This window comes from Kordia jejudonensis (assembly GCF_001005315.1).
GTDB lineage: Bacteria > Bacteroidota > Bacteroidia > Flavobacteriales > Flavobacteriaceae > Kordia > Kordia jejudonensis.
This window is the reverse complement of record NZ_LBMG01000071.1, coordinates 1-17606: the sequence shown is the minus strand read 5'-3', so window position 1 is coordinate 17606 and position 17606 is coordinate 1. Positions and strand designations below refer to the sequence as shown.

Annotated in this window: 19 protein-coding genes and 1 pseudogene; 2 read left to right on the top strand and 18 right to left on the bottom strand. The window is 34.6% G+C overall.

Features of this window, described 5'->3' with window-relative positions:
* The 6 genes and pseudogenes from AA089_RS25490 to AA089_RS21710 all read right to left on the bottom strand — a co-directional run.
* A pseudogene (locus AA089_RS25490) lies at nucleotides 1-1609 on the bottom strand (T9SS type B sorting domain-containing protein); the annotation flags it as partial.
* 67 nt (nucleotides 1610-1676) lie between these two features.
* On the bottom strand, nucleotides 1677-2252 hold the full coding sequence (locus tag AA089_RS21730) for a YdeI/OmpD-associated family protein (RefSeq protein ID WP_046759125.1): 576 nt from the start codon (nucleotides 2250-2252) through the stop codon (nucleotides 1677-1679).
* A gap of 8 nt (nucleotides 2253-2260) precedes the next feature.
* Complete coding sequence (locus tag AA089_RS21725) at nucleotides 2261-3598, bottom strand: M28 family peptidase (protein WP_046759124.1); 1338 nt, start codon at nucleotides 3596-3598, stop codon at nucleotides 2261-2263.
* Nucleotides 3595-4224: a TMEM175 family protein gene (locus AA089_RS21720; RefSeq protein ID WP_046759123.1), complete on the bottom strand. Its 630-nt coding sequence runs from the start codon at nucleotides 4222-4224 to the stop codon at nucleotides 3595-3597. Before AA089_RS21720 ends, AA089_RS21725 begins: the two co-directional genes overlap by 4 nt.
* A 1-nt stretch (nucleotide 4225) precedes the next feature.
* Nucleotides 4226-5491: a DUF6265 family protein gene (locus tag AA089_RS25625; RefSeq protein ID WP_241480026.1), complete on the bottom strand. Its 1266-nt coding sequence runs from the start codon at nucleotides 5489-5491 to the stop codon at nucleotides 4226-4228.
* A 154-nt stretch (nucleotides 5492-5645) separates the two neighbouring features.
* Nucleotides 5646-6224 carry a pseudouridine synthase gene (locus AA089_RS21710; RefSeq protein ID WP_046759122.1) on the bottom strand — a complete coding sequence of 193 codons (579 nt, stop codon included), beginning with the start codon at nucleotides 6222-6224 and terminating at the stop codon, nucleotides 5646-5648.
* A gap of 132 nt (nucleotides 6225-6356) precedes the next feature.
* Between AA089_RS21710 and AA089_RS21705 the strand changes: the two genes are divergently transcribed.
* Together AA089_RS21705 and AA089_RS21700 are read left to right on the top strand one after the other, a co-directional pair.
* The gene (locus tag AA089_RS21705; RefSeq protein WP_046759121.1) at nucleotides 6357-6713 is read left to right on the top strand and encodes a DoxX family protein; all 357 of its coding nucleotides are present in this window, start codon (nucleotides 6357-6359) and stop codon (nucleotides 6711-6713) included.
* Between the two features lie 233 nt (nucleotides 6714-6946).
* Nucleotides 6947-7819: a T9SS type A sorting domain-containing protein gene (locus AA089_RS21700; protein WP_046759120.1), complete on the top strand. Its 873-nt coding sequence runs from the start codon at nucleotides 6947-6949 to the stop codon at nucleotides 7817-7819.
* 60 nt (nucleotides 7820-7879) lie between these two features.
* Here AA089_RS21700 and AA089_RS21695 read toward each other — a convergent pair whose 3' ends face one another.
* From AA089_RS21695 to AA089_RS25260, 12 genes are all read right to left on the bottom strand, one after another.
* Nucleotides 7880-9526, bottom strand: coding sequence for a sulfatase-like hydrolase/transferase (locus AA089_RS21695; RefSeq protein WP_046759119.1), 1647 nt, complete (start codon nucleotides 9524-9526; stop codon nucleotides 7880-7882).
* 196 nt (nucleotides 9527-9722) lie between these two features.
* On the bottom strand, nucleotides 9723-10565 hold the full coding sequence (locus tag AA089_RS21690) for an NmrA family NAD(P)-binding protein (protein ID WP_046759118.1): 843 nt from the start codon (nucleotides 10563-10565) through the stop codon (nucleotides 9723-9725).
* Between the two features lie 10 nt (nucleotides 10566-10575).
* Nucleotides 10576-11076, bottom strand: a complete 501-nt coding sequence (locus AA089_RS21685; RefSeq protein WP_046759117.1) for an anthrone oxygenase family protein — start codon at nucleotides 11074-11076, stop codon at nucleotides 10576-10578.
* Nucleotides 11061-11252 carry a hypothetical protein gene (locus AA089_RS25070; protein ID WP_156169218.1) on the bottom strand — a complete coding sequence of 64 codons (192 nt, stop codon included), beginning with the start codon at nucleotides 11250-11252 and terminating at the stop codon, nucleotides 11061-11063. Before AA089_RS25070 ends, AA089_RS21685 begins: the two co-directional genes overlap by 16 nt.
* A gap of 105 nt (nucleotides 11253-11357) precedes the next feature.
* On the bottom strand, nucleotides 11358-12344 hold the full coding sequence (locus tag AA089_RS21680) for an AraC family transcriptional regulator (RefSeq protein WP_156169216.1): 987 nt from the start codon (nucleotides 12342-12344) through the stop codon (nucleotides 11358-11360).
* 93 nt (nucleotides 12345-12437) lie between these two features.
* Nucleotides 12438-12914 carry a hypothetical protein gene (locus AA089_RS21675; protein WP_156169213.1) on the bottom strand — a complete coding sequence of 159 codons (477 nt, stop codon included), beginning with the start codon at nucleotides 12912-12914 and terminating at the stop codon, nucleotides 12438-12440.
* Between the two features lie 55 nt (nucleotides 12915-12969).
* Complete coding sequence (locus AA089_RS21670) at nucleotides 12970-13623, bottom strand: alpha/beta hydrolase (protein WP_046759114.1); 654 nt, start codon at nucleotides 13621-13623, stop codon at nucleotides 12970-12972.
* A 37-nt stretch (nucleotides 13624-13660) separates the two neighbouring features.
* Nucleotides 13661-14131 carry a hypothetical protein gene (locus AA089_RS21665; protein WP_046759113.1) on the bottom strand — a complete coding sequence of 157 codons (471 nt, stop codon included), beginning with the start codon at nucleotides 14129-14131 and terminating at the stop codon, nucleotides 13661-13663.
* A 123-nt stretch (nucleotides 14132-14254) separates the two neighbouring features.
* Nucleotides 14255-15742, bottom strand: a complete 1488-nt coding sequence (locus tag AA089_RS21660) for an alpha/beta fold hydrolase (protein ID WP_046759112.1) — start codon at nucleotides 15740-15742, stop codon at nucleotides 14255-14257.
* Between the two features lie 3 nt (nucleotides 15743-15745).
* Nucleotides 15746-16138: a hypothetical protein gene (locus AA089_RS21655; RefSeq protein ID WP_046759111.1), complete on the bottom strand. Its 393-nt coding sequence runs from the start codon at nucleotides 16136-16138 to the stop codon at nucleotides 15746-15748.
* Nucleotides 16139-16255: 117 nt separating this feature from the next.
* Complete coding sequence (locus AA089_RS24345) at nucleotides 16256-16666, bottom strand: helix-turn-helix domain-containing protein (protein WP_053002626.1); 411 nt, start codon at nucleotides 16664-16666, stop codon at nucleotides 16256-16258.
* Nucleotides 16635-17387, bottom strand: a complete 753-nt coding sequence (locus AA089_RS25260; RefSeq protein ID WP_053002625.1) for a hypothetical protein — start codon at nucleotides 17385-17387, stop codon at nucleotides 16635-16637. Before AA089_RS25260 ends, AA089_RS24345 begins: the two co-directional genes overlap by 32 nt.
* Nucleotides 17388-17606: the final 219 nt, after the last annotated feature.

The following is a 17606-nucleotide window of genomic DNA, read 5'->3' as shown; positions in this document are numbered from 1 at the left end:
TGTTATCATTTGCATCATTTTGATTGGCATGATAGGACACAGAAAATTGTGTAGGATCTTGCGTATCAAGCACAATCGGATCAATTGTAGAGAAATCAAAGGTAGCAAAACCATTGGTATCATCGCCATCAACGGCATCATCACAGAGTTCGTAGTTAGCAACAGTATTCGCCACAGGTTGATCAAAGACATCAAAGTCAAAAGCATCCGTAGCAAAACAATCTGTATTGTCATTATTCTCGATACGAACGAAGATTTCTTCCAATGTATAAGCAGTTTGATTGGTGTACATTCCTGCAATTGGATTGGTATTCATATCAGCATCCATCTGTGAAGGATGAAAGGTTACTGTAAACTGATTTGGATCTTGAGTTCCGAGTACAAGAGTAACAAAATCATCTAAATTCAAGGTAGAAAAACCATCATTGTTATCATCACAAATCAATTGATCGTCGATAACGTTGGCAGTTGGGGTAGCAAAAACTTCAATCGTAAATGAAGTTACGCCCGAACATCCTGAACCACCGTCTAATCGTGCCCAAATGGTTTCTTGCGTAAATGCATTTTGATTTTGATACATGTCCGAAATCGGATTCATGGCACTTTGCGCATTCGTTTCCGATAGATAGAAAGTTACGGTTGGACTTGCGACACCATTCGCGATAAGCGTATTATTTTGAGTTAAATCGAATATTTCAACACCATCATCATTTACATCACAAAGTGTTAAATTACTTGGTATTCCAGGATCAAGATTTCCAGTAATCCGTAATTGAAAGTCGTCAATAGTAAAACAGCCAGTATTGTTATCTTGTATACGAACGAAAATGGTTTGTGGAGCACTTGTATTTTGAAATGCGGCAGGATTTTGTATTGGACTGTTAGCGGTTTGAGCATTTCCAAGTGATGTGTAATAGGAAATACTGATTCCTGTTTGCGTTCCAATGATTATAGGTGTATTTACGGTAAGATCAAAAAGAGTAGAACTGTCATTTGGATCGCCAGTTGTATCACATTCTGCTAAATGTAATAATGTTCCTTGCGGCACGGTATCAGGTGCATCGTTAAATGTAGCCGTTCCTGTCCATTGTAAGTCAAAGCTACTATTACCAATAGGTCTGTCTATGACAATGAAATAACGTTCTCCTGGATTTACATCAAGCCAACATACAAAACTATTTCCGCCAGCTCCAGGACCTTCAGCGGTGTCTGTTTCCGTGGCATTCATTCCTGTGAGATTGTTTCCTTGATTTGCAGCTTGTGGATTTGTTGTAGAACAACGAATGGCTTGCCCGATATTTCCACAGCTTACATTTGGACCAAATATAAAGAAGTCAAAATCTTCCGTAATAGCCGTACTTGTTGGTGTTAAGGTAAAACCTAAGGTTCCACCAGTATTTACAGTAACATCTAACCATAAGGAATTGTTTTCTTGACTTCCGCAAGTGTTTGAACCTGAAAGTTCTTGGGTTCCGACACCGACAACATCTAAGTCTTGAAAACCTAGATTGCCACATACTACGATGGCTTCATTACAATCATTTTGAGCATATGCCACATGGGAAAGTAGTAATAACATCGCTATTACTAATATTGGTAACTTTTTCATCTTTTTCATAATAATTGAACGCAAGATATTAATTAGATTAATACGATACTTAATATTCTTACTAATGTTAACGTATATCTCTCGATTTTATGTTTTTTGCACAGAAACGAATGATTTCGGTAATTCTTTTCTTACGAGTTGTTTCGCGTTTCGCCTGATTTAGCCAATATAAATAGCTTTTTCTGTAGGAAGGACTAAAGTTTTGATAGTTTTGAAATGCTTTTGGAGAATTGTCAAATGCTGTTTGTAAGTCTTTGGGAACGACTAAGTTTTCAACATCATCCAATGCTGTCCATGAACCATCTTTGATTGCATCAATCATTTTTTGTGTACCACTTTCGTGCATTTTGTTTTCAGCAGTGAGTTGTACAATGTAGGATTTATTAAGTTTACTCCACACACTTTTGGGTTTACGAGGACAGAAGTATTGTCGCCTGCGTTCGTCGTCTAGTTTTTTTACTGTACTGTCAATCCAGCCAAAACACAAAGCTTCTTTGACGGCTTCTTCCCAGCGCATACTTTCTGTTGCCGAACTTACTTTGTAGAAGATAAGATATATACCTGTTGACGTATCATGATTTTTTTGCAACCATTCACGCCACTCTTTTGTGTTTTTAAAGTATAGCTCGTCTTTTACTGTCATTATTTTTTTTACCTAAATGTTTTCGCAGGAAATACAATGAGACTTTCATGTCCTGTTTTGCTTACCGTAGCAATTCCGAAGTAATAATTGTCAATTACAATTCCTTTGAGTGTAAATTCTGTAACATCGCCCACAAAACGTGAATGTTGCCATTGTGGCGCTGTCGTATCTCTCCAATATATTTTGTAACCAATTACATTAGAATCGTCTGATTTTTTCCAGCGAAATTTTACGCTTGGCTCTACAATTCCACCAATTTCAACTTCTTTTGGAGGCAAAGGTGACCAAGCCAAACTTGCCAAGTTGATCGCGTTTACTGCGGTGAGTTTTTTCGCGTAAGCAAAATTTACACCTTCAATAACATCGCCGTATTTGATGCCGTTTTCTTCACGAATGTCTTGATGCTGACGATTGTAGTTTTCATGTGCTTCCATGATTCGGATTCCTGCAAAACCTAAGTCGTTAAAAGGTCTGTGATGTCCGCCACGACCAAAACGATCTAATCTATAAATGAGCATTGGGTTCATTTCAGGCATGTATGTTTTTACTTGTTTGTGTACGTAACGTGCTAGTTGTCTTGAAATTCCATCCACTTCGCCACCGTAGAAACGACGCAATCTACGTTGACGTTCTGTTTCATTAGCAGGAACTGGTTCTGAGAAAATTCGGAACGAACGATTGTCAATTACACCATCAACACCTTCAATATTTCCAATCATATCGTTGTTTAATACGCCAATGATATCCCAACCTTGATCTTTTGCATATTTTGCCAAGCCTTGTCCGCCAAATAAACCTTGTTCTTCTCCTGAAAGTCCAACATAAATGATGCTATTTTCAAATTTATATTTTGATAATACTCTGGCAGCTTCAATAGTTCCTGCCATTCCTGACGCGTTGTCGTTAGCTCCTGGCGCATCCGTGGTAAAGTCCATAGTGTCGCTGGCGCGCGAATCGATATCGCCACTCATAATGATGTAACGATTTGGATATTTTGTACCTTTTTGAATCGCTACAACATTGACAACCCACGCATCTTTTGGGACACGACGATTTCCTTCTTTGGTTACAAAATCTTTTTGATAGAATACATTCAAACAGTCATCACAATTGTCTGAAATTTTGTCAAATTCTCCTTTTATCCAACGGCGTGCCGCACCAATTCCGCGAGTTTCCGAAATGGTATCGCTAAAGGTATTTCGTGTACCAAAGTTGGCTAAGGTTTTGATGTCGTTTTCAATACGATCTGCCGAAACAGCTTCAATGATATCATACAAACGTTGATCGGTTTGCGAAAACATGAATGTTACTGAAAAGAGTAGGATGGAAGTGATGATTTTTTTCATATGGATAAAGTATTTGAAGGATATTTTTTTCGAAATTGTTTACTGTGTGCGTAACAAAGAATTCCTAGAATACTGTAAATGATTCCAGGCAATCCGAATTTGATGCCAATGTGTACATATGCAATGAAAAACGATAAGATTCCTACCATTACAAAGATAAAAAAGTGTCGTTTGTAGAATAGGAGTGAGATTCTGTTTTCGTTGAATTCATCTTTTTTGAACGCGCGTTTGTACATGAGTACTAAACAGAGAAAGATGAGCGCAAAACCGATACTGTATAGTTGAAAAAGTTCGGCTAATTCTTCTGGTGTCATTTTTATTTTTAGAATTCCTGCGGAAGCTAATGATTTTAGTGGAAAAACATAAAATAGAATCGTAAATAGGAAAACCGTATTGTATACAATAACCCAGTTGTCTACATATTTTGTCCGCCTGAAAAAGTTATAATGCAGTTTCCAGAGTGCCATCATGACAAAGAAACTGATTCCGAAACTTACAAATGTGGGTAGTTCTGCTTTGAAAGAAGAAAAATCAGTCGTTGCGCCAATATTTACAACCATTAATGTTGCTGCAAAGGCGAATACTCCATCGCTTAACGATTCTAATCTGCTTCTTGAATGCTTCATTTTAGTTGCTTTTGGTGTAATGGAATGGAACAATGGCTGTTGTGCCGTCTTTTTGTCCAATAGCTACATACACAATCATATTATGCTCGTCTGTAGATTCAAACGTCATTCCTTCAAAAATAGCTTTGTTTTTAGTCACTCTGATCAAAGGGAAATCAACGGTTTCGTCTTTTGTTTCCCAGCCTTTTAGGTCGTTATTGAAGTGTTTTAAGCATAAAAGCAAACTATTGTTTACTTCCGAAATGGTTTCTATTTCATAAAAGTTTACTTTTCCATCAACGATCAATTTAAAAGTCGCCATCATAGAACCACCAGAAGGTTCGCTCCAATTTTCTTCTGTAATTCCACCAAAAGCTTCGCCTTTCCAGTTTCCAGCAATCCAACGAATATTTTCAAGTTTTGGTTCAAGCGTTGTTTCAGGTTCAGCAACAATAGCAATTTTGTTATTTGCTTCGTTGACGGCAATTCGAGTAATATTATCAAATGCTTCTGTATCAAATAGTTTTATAATTTTCCAAGCTGCATCTTTTTTAGGATCAAAGTGATACAATGCTTTTCCTTTTCCCATCAAAATGGAACCATCTGCCAGCCAACACATATCTTCTACATTTGGAACCGTTGTGGCAATTCTTTTAGTTTCTCCAGTTTTTGGGTTTAGCGAACGAATTTCCCATTCCTCTTTTTTCTTTTTGATATAACTGATCAAATTTGAATTTGGAATGTTGTGTAATGAGCGTCCAATATTGGTGTCAATTGTAGGATGTGTATTTTTTCTGAAGTTTGACAAAATCAGTATGTTTGGTTCGCCTAATACAAAAGAGGCTAGGATGTTATCAGAATTCCATACGTAATATCCAATGACTAAATCTTTGAGTAAGGCTTTGCTTTTTTCTTTATGATATCGATATAAAAATTGTTTTCCAGTCGTGTCGAGTCGTATTGCTGAGAATTTTTTTGATTTTGGAATTTGCGTAGGCGAATATTCACTTCCTTGTTTCGTGTCAGTTAACCATTTTTTTATTTCATCACGTATAGAGTATGAAAGTACATCTGTTTGTGCGTTTCGCGTAGCGGCAAACAATAGCGTATTATCATCTTTAAATGAAGGTTGATTGTCATAACCTTCGTTGTTGGAAATATTTTTTCCGTTGGAGATACTAATTTGATTTCCTGTAGTATCTAAATCAAATAGATAGACTTCTGTATTGGGTTGACACAAAAGAGCAAGCGGAAACATAATTACTAGAAATTGTAGTAATCTTTTCATGTGTGTTGATTGGTTTGATGACTGAAAGTTACACAATTTTGAAAAGATGGGTTGTATTGGTGAGTTTTTTTAACAAAAAGGCGTTTTGAAATTATAAATGTATATTATAAGATTTTAGATATGAACTTTGTTTTTTAGTCGTATGTAGCGGTTATTAAACATCAAAAGCATCAACTTCAATAATTGCTCCTGATGGTAAATCGTTTAGTAAAATAGTTCCAATTCGGACGCGTAGTAAACGTAACGTAGGAAATCCAACTTTTGCTGTCATTTTTCGAACTTGGCGAAACTTTCCTTCGTGTAACGTAACGGAAATCCAACTGGTAGGTCCATGTCGTGCATCACGTAATTTTTTTGTTCTCGCTTTAAAGTTTGGTTCACTTTGCAGTTTGTGCGCTTCACACGGAAGTGTTTGATACTTTTTTCCATGAATACCAATTTCAACGCCCGTTTTTAGTTGTTCTATAGCTTCTTGAGTAATGTCTCCATCAACTTGAACATAGTATTCTTTGGCTACTTTTTTGCTTCTCACTTGCTCGCTGACCATTCCGTCTGTAGTGAGAAATAACAAACCTTCTGAATCTTCATCCAAGCGACCAATTGCCATAATTCCTTCAGGGAAATCGTTTAATTCTCCCAAAAGCTTTTTGTTTTTTCGTTTGTTTTGATTGTTCACAAATTGTGACAGATAGCCAAAGGGTTTGTGAATGATAAAGTGACGATGATTTGACATGTAGTTATTTCAACAGGGAAACTACTATTTTTAGTTGTGAAAACAAATTTTTTAGCAAATCAATACAGGTTACATCTTTTCATTGTAAACATAAAAAGGAAGTTCTTCTCTAAAAAATCTTAACTTTACCCAATGTCAACACCACAACTGATTTCTTTATACGCCATGGCAGCAATTTATGTTTTTGCTGGCATTTTTCATTTTGTAACACCAAAACTGTTTCTTAAAGTAACTCCCAAATGGGTTCCTTCTCCTGAAAAAGTAAATATTTTGGTAGGTGTTATTGAAATTATCTTAGGAATTGCAGTCATATTTGAAGCAACTCGTTCGTATGCCGCTATTGGAATTATCGCGCTATTAATTGCCGTATTTCCTGCAAATTGGAATCATTTTCAAATGGCGCGACGCAAAGGCAAATATGTTATTCCAACGTTGATTCGATTGCCGATGCAAGCTTTTTTGATCTATTGGGCGTATACGTTTGTCTAAGGAGAAGTATCGTTGATGTTTTCAAACGTTACGCTTAGAATTGTACAATGGTTAACTTTAAATTCCACTCAGTAAATAACAAATCAGTTTTACGGAAACGAAATAAATCCTCGTGTTAGAAACGTATGTTTATTGCCCTAAACACATAAATTATTTGTCTTATTAGGGTTCAATAGATTTTAATATGATACGTAAATAGGTATATTTGAATATCTCATTGTAAAACCACCATCATGAAAAAACAATTACGCTATCTATTATTTTTACTACCACTATTGGCGCATGCTCAATTTAATACTTTTGAAGATGGAACATTAAATAATTGGACAAATTCTGATGGAACGACCAATGGATTAACCAATGAAGTTCATGCAATTCCAGATCCATTATATAACGGAGATTTCAATTACTTAAGAAAAACGAGTGATGGTTCAAATACTGCGGCAGGAAGCATGAGTATTAAATCGTTAGACTTTCTTGAGGGCGATTTGTTTATTGCAGGAGCATTTGGATTTCCAGCAGTTGATAGTTGTGAATTTATGGTAAGGAATTCCAATAGTTTTGATTTACATTTAAGAATTGTTTTAACAGGAATTAATAATGCTAAAATTGTATCTACTGATGCTTTTATTGTTCCTGCAAATTCCGATTGGATAATTGGTGGATTTCCTTTAAATATTGAAAGTAATATATTTACATTATTTCCAGGATCAGCAACAAATGTTGATCTTCAAAGTGTTTTAGAAACAGTTACATCAACAGAAATTATTCATAGTACTACACTAGCAACAGAAGGAGAACATATAGCAGGATTGTTAGAGATTGATACTATTGGATATTATCTATTGCTATCGGTAGAAGAGCAGTTTTTACAAGCGATTAAAGTATTTCCTAATCCGGTACAAGATCAATTGTTTGTAAATTTTCCGCAATCAACCAAAGGAACACTTACGTTGACTTCCATTGATGGGAAACAATTGTTTTCAAAAAATATCAATACAGATAAAATGCAGATAGATATGTCAAATATACAAGCCAAAGGAATGTATTTCTTACAAATAACAACACCTAAAGGAACATTGACAAAAAAGATTGTAAAGTCCTAAAGGTGTCGTTTTATGTGATAGTTTTTAAAGTAATTAGTTTGCTTTGTAACTTCTTAAAAATTATTCCGTTGAAACACTTGGCACATTTGCAAATTCCCAATTTTCAGGAAGTGTGTAAGTTTCCTTCATTTTGGTGGTAAGGATTTCGTGTAATTCTTGCCATATTTCTAACAAATCTCCACTAACATTGTCAGAATCATTTAACAAATTTGTAGTTTCTGATAGTCCATCTTCTGTACTGTAATCATATAATTCATACTGAATTTCTGTAGCAGGCACGTTTTCATCATCTTTACTAGCTGAAATTTCTCCGTTAAAATTTACAATACCATAGTTTTGATTGCTATAATCGGCAGCATAATACACACCATATTTGTAGCGATGACTTATAATTCCGCGAATGCATGTGTAGGAAGACATGGAACAATCATCTGTAGCAAAGAAATTGTATTTTCGTTCATTAGAAACGCCATTCAAAACTGTATTGGCATAGCTTTCGCCTTGAATTGCGATGTTTTCAGGAATGGTTGCTCCTGTTAAATCGGCTATCGTAGGAAGTACATCAATTAATGAAACTAAATCGTCTTTTACCACATTTTGCGGTAAGTTTGGATTGGAAAATATCATCGGAATATTGATGGTTTCCTTGTAGATATTATTTTCTTTTTGACGCAATCCGCCTTGTGACATTGCCATTTCTCCATGATCGGATAACCTGATGACATACGTATCTTTTTCCAATTGATCGCCAACATGAATATTTTCACGCATGGCTTTAATAATATCGCCTGTTAAATCATCAATTAAGGTTTGTAAATACGCGTAGAATTTTAAATAATTTTTAGCTCTATCGGCGTCTTTTATTTTACCACGTTGAAAACCTTTTAAGAAATCTTGTTGTGCCTGCGGTTTTTCGTCTAGCGAGCTTTCATAACTGTCTGGAAGTTCAAAATTATCATATGCGCTTTCTAACCATGTATGCTCTGTATATCCAGCACTATCAGGCGCAAACGGATATACCCAAACATCATGCGGATTCGCCAAAGAAACCACCAAACAAAATGGTTTTTCATCTTCAGGATTGTAATTTTTAATAAAATCCACTGCCGATTCTTGATGTTCGGCAAACATAGGTCCGTTTACAATTCTATGATCATTATTTGCAAATCCGCCACCAATAGAATTTAACGGAGTATTTTCATCAGGTTTCTGAACGGATCGTTCTGTAAGATTTGCTTCCGCAGTGCCGAAATCGGGCGATGTCCAACCAGGAAACGCATAATGATTTTCCATGGCATCATCTTCAATCATCATTCGATCCATATCGGAAGGACGCATAAAACTAAAGTTTGCAAACGAACTGTCTAAATGCCATTTTCCTTTGTAAACCATGCGATATCCTGAATCGGTCATAATTTTACCCAGCGTCGCAATTGATCCGCCCATGGGTAAAGTTCTACTCATATTTATGGTGTCATTTACCTTCAAAACACCGTTAATTGTAGGATACGTGCTTGAAAAAATAGTAGATCTACTAGGTGAACAAGCCGTAGAACTACACATGTTATTTTTAAATGTAACACCTGTTTTTTTCAAATGTGTTGTCCATGGCAAATGTGCTTCTGCCCAACCTTCTGGAAAATGCTGAATGCTTCGTTGTTGATCGGTAATTAGAATGAGAATGTTTGGTTTTTTAGTTTTTTTCATGATATACGTTTTCAGAGTTTGATCTATCTAAATGTAAATGAAAGATTGAGTTTGAACAATTTTATATGGACTAAATATTGAAAAACACGTGTTACTACGTATTGATAATGAGGTAGATATACTCTTTAAAAGCAAAAAAGCTACCACATAGTTGCGATAGCTTTTTAGGGTTTAAGTTTGATTGATGATTATTTTTTTACAGCGTTTGTGTGATAGCTTGATTCCAAACGCCAGTTGCTGCTGTTTTTTGTGCATACTCCGAAAAATCGATTGCTTTTCTACCCAAAACTTTTTCCACATCGTTAGAAATAGTTTGATTGTCCGCATTGCCCAATACTTCTTTAAATAAATATCCAAAAAGCCAAATATAATCATCAGGCAATCCAGCTTTTTTCATACCTTCTATATAAGCTTCTAATGAAATTGCTTGAAAATTAATGGTTCGTTTGCTCGCTTCAGCTATTGTAGCAATGACTTCTTTAAATGTTAGTTTTCGCGGACCAGTTACGGTAATGGTGTGTCCGTTATACGTATCATCTAACAATGCTTTTACGGCAACTTCGGCAATATCATCTGCATCTACAAAGGGAATTTCGGCTTCCGCCATCGGCAAAGCTACATGGCCTGCTAAAATTGATTCTAAAAATACACTTTCACTAAAGTTTTGATTAAACCAAGAAGCTCTTACAATGGTATAATTAAGACCAGAATTGGCAACAATTTGTTCACAAGCTTCTGCTTCTTTTTCGCCTTTTCCAGAAAGTAAAACTACTTTTTCCAATCCTTCTTTTAATGCAATTTTGGTCAATGTTTCTATGGCTTCTTTTGCGCCAGGAACAGCCAAATCTGGATAGTAGGTAATGTACGCTTTGTCCATTCCTTTAAATGCTGTTGCATAACTTGCAGGATTGTCCCAATCGAAAGCAGGCGTACTATTTCTTGAACCTACAAATACGTTTTGTTGTTCGTTTTTTAAAATGTTTACAATACGGCGTCCAGTTTTTCCAGTACCGCCAATAACTAAGATGTTTGATTTCATATGATTTTATTTACGATTGATATTGTGCTGTTTTTACAAGTGTGATGATTAATAATACAAAAGCAATTAAGCTCGAAATGGTTCGGATCAGATGTAGTTGATTCCAGCGTACTTCGAATAGATTTCGTAAGCTTTGCAAATCATTTGTACTTGCTGTTGCTAGATTTGTGTTGTTTAAAATTTCATTTAGTGGAACATTTCCGAAAATCGTTACCAGTACCAAGCCAAAAAAGTAAACTAATGTAGCCGTGATTAAATGAATCATGATTGTTTTTGGAATGCCTTTCCATAAAAATATACTGATGAGTTGTACCAAAAGCGGTCCAAAAAAGACAACGATAAATGTTGGATTGATAATAGTTCTGTTCATTTGTTGAAACGCTTGTAAATAACCAAGATTATCTAGTTTGCCAATTCCTGTGGTAATAGCGTTTGTCCATGTAAAGCATAATCCTGCGGAAAGTCCTGTCAATACGGTTGCAATGATGAGTATTACTAATTTAAATCCCATAACGTATAGTTTTTAAAAAGACAATTAGTGTCTTCATGTATAAACTCGATATACGATTTTTCTGTGTGTTGTGTTTCTGAATATGCCGTGTAGAAATCGGTTGAAATATCCGAAGTAACAAACACAGGAATGATTTTCAGTATAACTGTAATAAATAGCATGTTTAAAAGTCCCATAACTGATTGTTTTAGTTTGATGAGACAAAATTCAGGAAAGTTAAAAAGCTGTGATTGACCGTTTGCGCCAATGTTTTGACCGTTTACGCCAAAGTGCTGAAAATGTTAAGATTTACGATATGCTATAGGTGTTTTTCCTGTCCAGCGTTTAAAAGCACGATTGAAAGCGCTTTGTTCAGAAAAACCAATTTCAAAGGCAATTTCAGCAAAATTAGCATTCGATTTTGAAAGAAGGTATATGGCGCGTTCTTCCTGTTTTTGTTGAATTAAATCGCGGAACGTAACACCATGTTCGGAAAGTCTACGGGTAAAGGTTCGCGGACTCATTCCTACAATGCTAGCAATTTCGGCAACACTAGGAATTCCACTTGGAAGTGCATCTGTAATAAGATTTTTTATATCTGTGAGTAATTTATTCGAACTTACTTGAATGCCATTGATTTCCTCTTCCACACGTTCTACCAAAAATTGATTAATGCTGATATCTGCTTTGGCTGTGCGCGTATTTAAATCTTCGGTTGTGTATGAAATGACATTGTGCGACTGATTAAACAAAATTGGACATTGAAAAGCATTGTGATAATCATCTAATTTTATCGGTGCGTTATGTTTGAAAGAAACTGAAACGGGGAAAATTTCTTTTTCACTCATGGCTTGCAATACTACAACTGTGGCGGAAAAAGTGGCTTCATTAGATAATTCCAATCCGCGACGATGTGCATCTCTGTACAAATAGATTTTAGAAATTTCTATGCCTTTTTCAACCTTAAATACATACGTATCTGATAATAATTTGAAATAACGTTCACTACGATCAAATATTTCTCCAACCCACGAACAGGTTCGCCAAGCCAATCCCAACACACCATAATCGTTAATTTTCATTTGTTGTCCAACACGGATTGAAAAACCTGCGCCTAATTTTTTATCTAGCAGTTCATGAAGTTCAAAAAAGTGATCGGCAGGCACTGCGTTGAGGTCAGGAATCGCATCAATTGGTGTTGGTATATCGTGAAGATCATCAGGAGTTAACCCTTCATGAATGGCATGATGAACCATTTTTTGGTAGAGATTGATAGCAATATATTTCACAACATAAACTTTACTACTAAAATACTAAAAATTCAGTTTTGTGCTAACAATCTAATAGTGAGGTTGTTTGTGTAAGAAATCATTTGAACTTCCTTATAAACTTTTATGATACGCAAACCAAATGGCAACAAATTCAAGATCACTCACATCGCCATCAATAGTAAAGAGAATATCATCCGTAAAACGACCACGATCTTTATACACTTTTCCATCTTTAACAGTGGCAATAATATCAAATATAGAAGTAGAATTGTTTTTGTAGATGATTCCGTCTTTTAAGGTCAAAATCACTTGATTTGACATTCTGGATCGTTCATTATACACTTTTCCTTCTCTTAAGGTATAAACCACATCAAAAACCGATCGTGAATCTCCCATCATGATTTGAGAGTTTTCCATCGTAAACAAAATATCATCTCTAAATTTTAAATCTTCTTTGTATAATTTTTCATCTCGTAACGTAAATAGCAAATCACTATCCGATTCGGAATCTCCTTTAAATATTTCAACTTGTGAAAAAAGAGAAACACTTGAAAAGAGCAATAATAGTATGCACAGTATCTTTTTCATGGTTTAAAGATAGTTAAATATGTTATTCCTTTATTCACAAATAACGTGCCTTAGCTTAATTTTGAATATTCTTTTGAAGGAATTCAGAAATTTTTTCAGCTTCTGTAATGACTGCGATATGACTTCCGTTTTCAATGATCAGTTCTGGTGTGCTGACAAGTTTATACGGCAAAGTTTTATCATTGGTTCCGTGAATGCGAATGATTTTTGTAGTTGCTGGAATTTTTGGCGCTTTCCAAGTAGATAAAGCTCTTAATGCCCATTGCAAGTACGAATTTGTTTGTTTTTGAATCATGCTTTTAAACAGCTTTGTTGTTTCTGTATTAAAACCATGACTTTTGCCCCAAAACGGAATGGATTTTACACAGATTGTTTTTGTGAAAAAACGATCTAAACGTAAAGGTTTTACAATTTTGAATGTCCAAGGAATTTCTTTTCGCGCTGTAATACTTGAAATTAGAATAACTTTTTCAATTTGATGCACACTCGCAATTTCTTGTGAAACAACACCGCCGAGCGAATGTCCAATTAGTATTGTTTTTTGAGAAGATGGTTTTGCAGTCGCGAATAACCGTTGCGCATAGTCGTGAATGTGTTCGTTTTTTAGCGGTTCAATCCAATTTAGGTATTCAATTTCAATATTTGTCAGTTGTAGTTTATGAAAAATACGATCGTCGTACCCCAATCCTGGGATTAAAATAATTCTCATGTGGTTTCAAAACATTGTGTATCAACAAAGTTACCGTTTATTGATGAAATACAAACCAAACGGCTACAAATTCTTCAAGTGTGAGTTCGCCATCAAAATTGAATAGAATATTACCACGGAAACGAGAATTTTCTGCGTAGACTTTTCCATCTTCAATTCGGGCAATAATATCAAACGATAAAATGGAATTGCCTCTGTAAATTGCGTTTTCTTGAATATTGAATAGAATATCGCCTTGAAAGAACGAATTTTTACGATACACTTTTCCGTCTCTCACAGTAGCAATAATATCTTTTAGAAAATTAAAATTGCCTTTGTATATCGTGGCATTTTTTACATTTACAAGTATATCAAGTCTAAAGTTTGAATTTCCGTTGTACACTTTTCCATCTTCTACCGTACAAATAATATCATTTGTAAAACTTGAATTTCCTTTATAGACATAGGTTTGTGCTAATAGTGTAAAATTAGCACAGAGTAGGAAAGCGGAAATTAGAAATTTTTTCATGGATGGAAGATAAAGAAATATTTCATTTATCTAGTTGTGTTTATTGCGCACGTAGCAGTCGAAATCTGTTTTTGATTAAAATAGTAAACATTTAAGATGAATTAATTTTCTAAAAGAACTTCATTAGTCATTTGTTTTAAATTCTAAATTTTTGATTTCTGAAAAACAATCAGGAATTACATTTTCTATTGGATTGTTGAAAAAAGCATTCGCTACTTCCATTGCACATTGATTACTCCAATTGGTTGTTGTACCATGTCGCCATCCTTTAAAAATTATATGTTTACTGTTTGGTAAGTTTTGTTTCATTGCAGTTGCCCATTTTACAGGAGTTTCCGTATCGTATTCACCACTAATTATCAACACGGGAATATCACTTTTGACGGCTTCGTTTTCTATTTTGGAGACTTTCTTAACACTCCAAATATCACAGACTTCTTTACTAAATACAGCAGGAGAGAGTCCTTTTAGTTCGGCATATTCTTTAGATTCAGCTTTTATATTTTCTTCAGAATTAAAAGGGTTTTCTTCGGCACACCAAACAGATAAGCGCATTCCAATTGCCATACCAATACCAGATTCTTCAAAAAGAGAACGAAGTTGTATTTTTAAAGAACTTAGATCATTATGTAAAAGTTTGTTGATTTCAAATGGAACATTTTCCAATGTACTTGCTTTAAAAATAGTGATTAAATCTGATCCTGTAAGAAGAAAGGTTTCATCCATATTCGTTTTTGGATTTTGCACGATTACTTTTAACGGATTTTGTGTTTTGTCTTTAAGATAGGATAAAAAACGTTCTTCCAAATTAGGATATGCTGTGTTACAAACATCATCACTTTTACATGCTGAAAGAAGTTTTTGAACCGAATTCATTAAATTGGTAATGCTTTCTTCATCATAATTTACTTCCAAGGGTAATGGTGAATCCATCACAACACTTCGGATGTCTTCAGGATAATCACGAAGTAATACTTGCGCAATTTTGGTGCTGTATGAGATGGTTAATAAATTATAGGTATCAATATTTAAAGCCTTTTTTAAATCTGCGATATCTGCCGCAATTGCATTTGTAGTGTATTGATTAAGATCGATGTTGTCTTTTTCCAAACGTTTTTTACATGCGCTTGCCGCAGCCTCAAACAACTGATCATATTGATTGTCATCAAAGTTAGGTAGATTTGATATATGTGCTGCTTTTGCCCATTCAGGACAATCTAAATGTGGTTTTGCATATTGTGTACCACGTTGTTCGATCAAAATAAAATCTCTATCATTTAAATATTGATAATATTTCATGTATTGCGCAGAAGGCATTGTAGATGCTCCAGGACCGCCGACTGTATAAATGATCGGATCTTTTTTCGGGTTCGGATTTCTACTTTTAAAAATATACACAGGCAACTGAATCGTATTTCCTTGTGGTTTGTTTCTGTTTTCTAACACACGTAAGTATCCAAAGGTGTATTGCTGCCCGTTGGGAATTTTATGTGTTGTGTCTGTTGAAACAGTAAACGTAGATAAGAAGCTAGGTTTCGTTTCAGTACAAGAAGAAACTAAGAACAGCAAACAAAAAATGATTCCCAAATAGTTATAATTAGAATTGATCATCTGTTAGTTTTCTTTAGTTGCAATCCAAACGGCTAAAAATCGTCTTTCAATTGCGTGTGTTGAACCATGTAATTTTCCATCTTTATAATAAAAAGTGGTGTTATAATCGCCAGTACCATCTCCTGAAATTAATGCGCCATAAATGATTCCTAGTTGCGTGTTGAGTTGTGCATTTTTGATCTTGACACCTTCACGGTAAAATTCTCCTTTGAAAGTATTGTTCTCCACTTTGGTAATTTTCATCATAGCAAAGTTTTCGTCAGTTGTGTCTTGCGGAGTCATATCGAGTTTCCACATACCAACTAATACATTTACATCAATATCTTTAGATTGCGCGTTAGTGAGTGTAGGAATTAAAAGGAAAGCACTAATTACGAATGTATAAATTGTTTTCATTGTTATAGATTTTAAATTCAAAGCAAACCTATGCATTTGAAGGTTTTAAATCGTTTCAAATGGCAAATTGAACCCTATTTATCTTACTATCATCGCATCATTTTGAGAATTGACACCTTATTTTTTAATTTTTAGTTCGCTTGGTGAGATGCCAAGTTGTTTTTTTATAGCACGATTGAATGAAGATTTTGAGTTGAAACCAGCTTCCATTGCCAAACTTAGTAAAGTATATTTTGAATTGGAAGTATCATCAAGTAACAATTGTATTTCTTTTACACGATATGCATTAACATAATCATTGAAGCGTTTGTTGTCAATTTCACTTAAACTACGTGAAATTAAATATGGTTTTATGTCTAATTTTTTTGCTAAGCTTTGCACAGATAATTCTTGATCTTTGTACATTTTGTCTTCTTCCATCGCCAATCGTAATTTTTCAGAGATTACTTTTAGGCGTGCTAATTCATCTGGATTGATGGTGTTTTTTATAGAAATTTCAGGATCGTTTCTTCGTGAAAATCCTTCCAAACAAATCCAATAGGTTAATACGGCAATTCCGATAAAGAACGGATAATAGTAGAAACGCGTGAAGTAAAAAATAAGAGGCATTACTTGCCGTTTTGTAAATTACTAAATCTACCAAAAGAACGATTAAAACGATACTAAAATACACTAAGAACGAACGAATAATTCGTTTGATCCACGTTAGTTTTTTTACAGCTATTTCAAAATTTTGATCAATAGAATTAAGTAATTTATTGGATTTGTATGCGTATAAAATGATCAATATACTTGCAATGATATAGATTGTGGAATTGTTCATCCAAACGACATATCCGTAATATCCTAACCAGGAGAGACTCTCTTTTGTGCCATCCCAATAGAGATTTTGCAATCGTACAAAAATGCTAAAACTGATTTGAATAACTACAGGTACTAAATGAAGCCAGTCTTTTGGTTTGAATTTTAAACGCGATTGTGTTTGTGCTTTGGTGTAAAAGTAGAGAAGTGCACCATGAATCCAACTGAGATCAATCATCACATAATACCAAGAATCGTAATAGCCAATGCCAAACAGTCGCATAATTTGAATGAGTAGGCGATAGGAGAGCAAAAATAAAATAGTAGCAAGAATTCTGTTTGCTATTTTATTGTATTTTGTTGATTTAAAGAGAATAAACCCATACACAAGACCTTGAATTGCGCCAACAGCTAATAATAGTATGATAAGAATCTCGCTTACTTTCAAGTTTTGGTGTTTTCAATTGTTTTTTATAAAAGTAAACTAAAGATTGTTGTTGTGCAATTTAGTATTGAGAGCTGAGCTAACTTATTAAATATAACTATGCAAGTCTAAAGGAGAGATTTTTCGAAATAAAATGAAGAAAAATTGTATTGAGAAGCGATTGGAAATTATAAATATAAAATGCTAAATTATAAATGTAAAAGTTGTACGTCCCTGATATGT

What these genes read in the sequence shown, in the direction of transcription:
- AA089_RS21675 (WP_156169213.1), bottom strand. Translation starts at nt 12,914, where the DNA reads ATGAAAAAGATACTGTGCATACTATTATTGCTCTTTTCAAGTGTTTCT.
- AA089_RS25070 (WP_156169218.1), bottom strand. Translation starts at nt 11,252, where the DNA reads ATGGGACTTTTAAACATGCTATTTATTACAGTTATACTGAAAATCATT.
- AA089_RS21700 (WP_046759120.1), top strand. Translation starts at nt 6,947, where the DNA reads ATGAAAAAACAATTACGCTATCTATTATTTTTACTACCACTATTGGCG.
- AA089_RS21685 (WP_046759117.1), bottom strand. Translation starts at nt 11,076, where the DNA reads ATGGGATTTAAATTAGTAATACTCATCATTGCAACCGTATTGACAGGA.
- AA089_RS21705 (WP_046759121.1), top strand. Translation starts at nt 6,357, where the DNA reads ATGTCAACACCACAACTGATTTCTTTATACGCCATGGCAGCAATTTAT.
- AA089_RS21655 (WP_046759111.1), bottom strand. Translation starts at nt 16,138, where the DNA reads ATGAAAACAATTTATACATTCGTAATTAGTGCTTTCCTTTTAATTCCT.
- AA089_RS21690 (WP_046759118.1), bottom strand. Translation starts at nt 10,565, where the DNA reads ATGAAATCAAACATCTTAGTTATTGGCGGTACTGGAAAAACTGGACGC.
- AA089_RS21670 (WP_046759114.1), bottom strand. Translation starts at nt 13,623, where the DNA reads ATGAGAATTATTTTAATCCCAGGATTGGGGTACGACGATCGTATTTTT.
- AA089_RS21730 (WP_046759125.1), bottom strand. Translation starts at nt 2,252, where the DNA reads ATGACAGTAAAAGACGAGCTATACTTTAAAAACACAAAAGAGTGGCGT.
- AA089_RS21710 (WP_046759122.1), bottom strand. Translation starts at nt 6,224, where the DNA reads ATGTCAAATCATCGTCACTTTATCATTCACAAACCCTTTGGCTATCTG.
- AA089_RS21725 (WP_046759124.1), bottom strand. Translation starts at nt 3,598, where the DNA reads ATGAAAAAAATCATCACTTCCATCCTACTCTTTTCAGTAACATTCATG.
- AA089_RS21660 (WP_046759112.1), bottom strand. Translation starts at nt 15,742, where the DNA reads ATGATCAATTCTAATTATAACTATTTGGGAATCATTTTTTGTTTGCTG.
- AA089_RS25625 (WP_241480026.1), bottom strand. Translation starts at nt 5,491, where the DNA reads ATGAAAAGATTACTACAATTTCTAGTAATTATGTTTCCGCTTGCTCTT.
- AA089_RS21720 (WP_046759123.1), bottom strand. Translation starts at nt 4,224, where the DNA reads ATGAAGCATTCAAGAAGCAGATTAGAATCGTTAAGCGATGGAGTATTC.
- AA089_RS21695 (WP_046759119.1), bottom strand. Translation starts at nt 9,526, where the DNA reads ATGAAAAAAACTAAAAAACCAAACATTCTCATTCTAATTACCGATCAA.
- AA089_RS21665 (WP_046759113.1), bottom strand. Translation starts at nt 14,131, where the DNA reads ATGAAAAAATTTCTAATTTCCGCTTTCCTACTCTGTGCTAATTTTACA.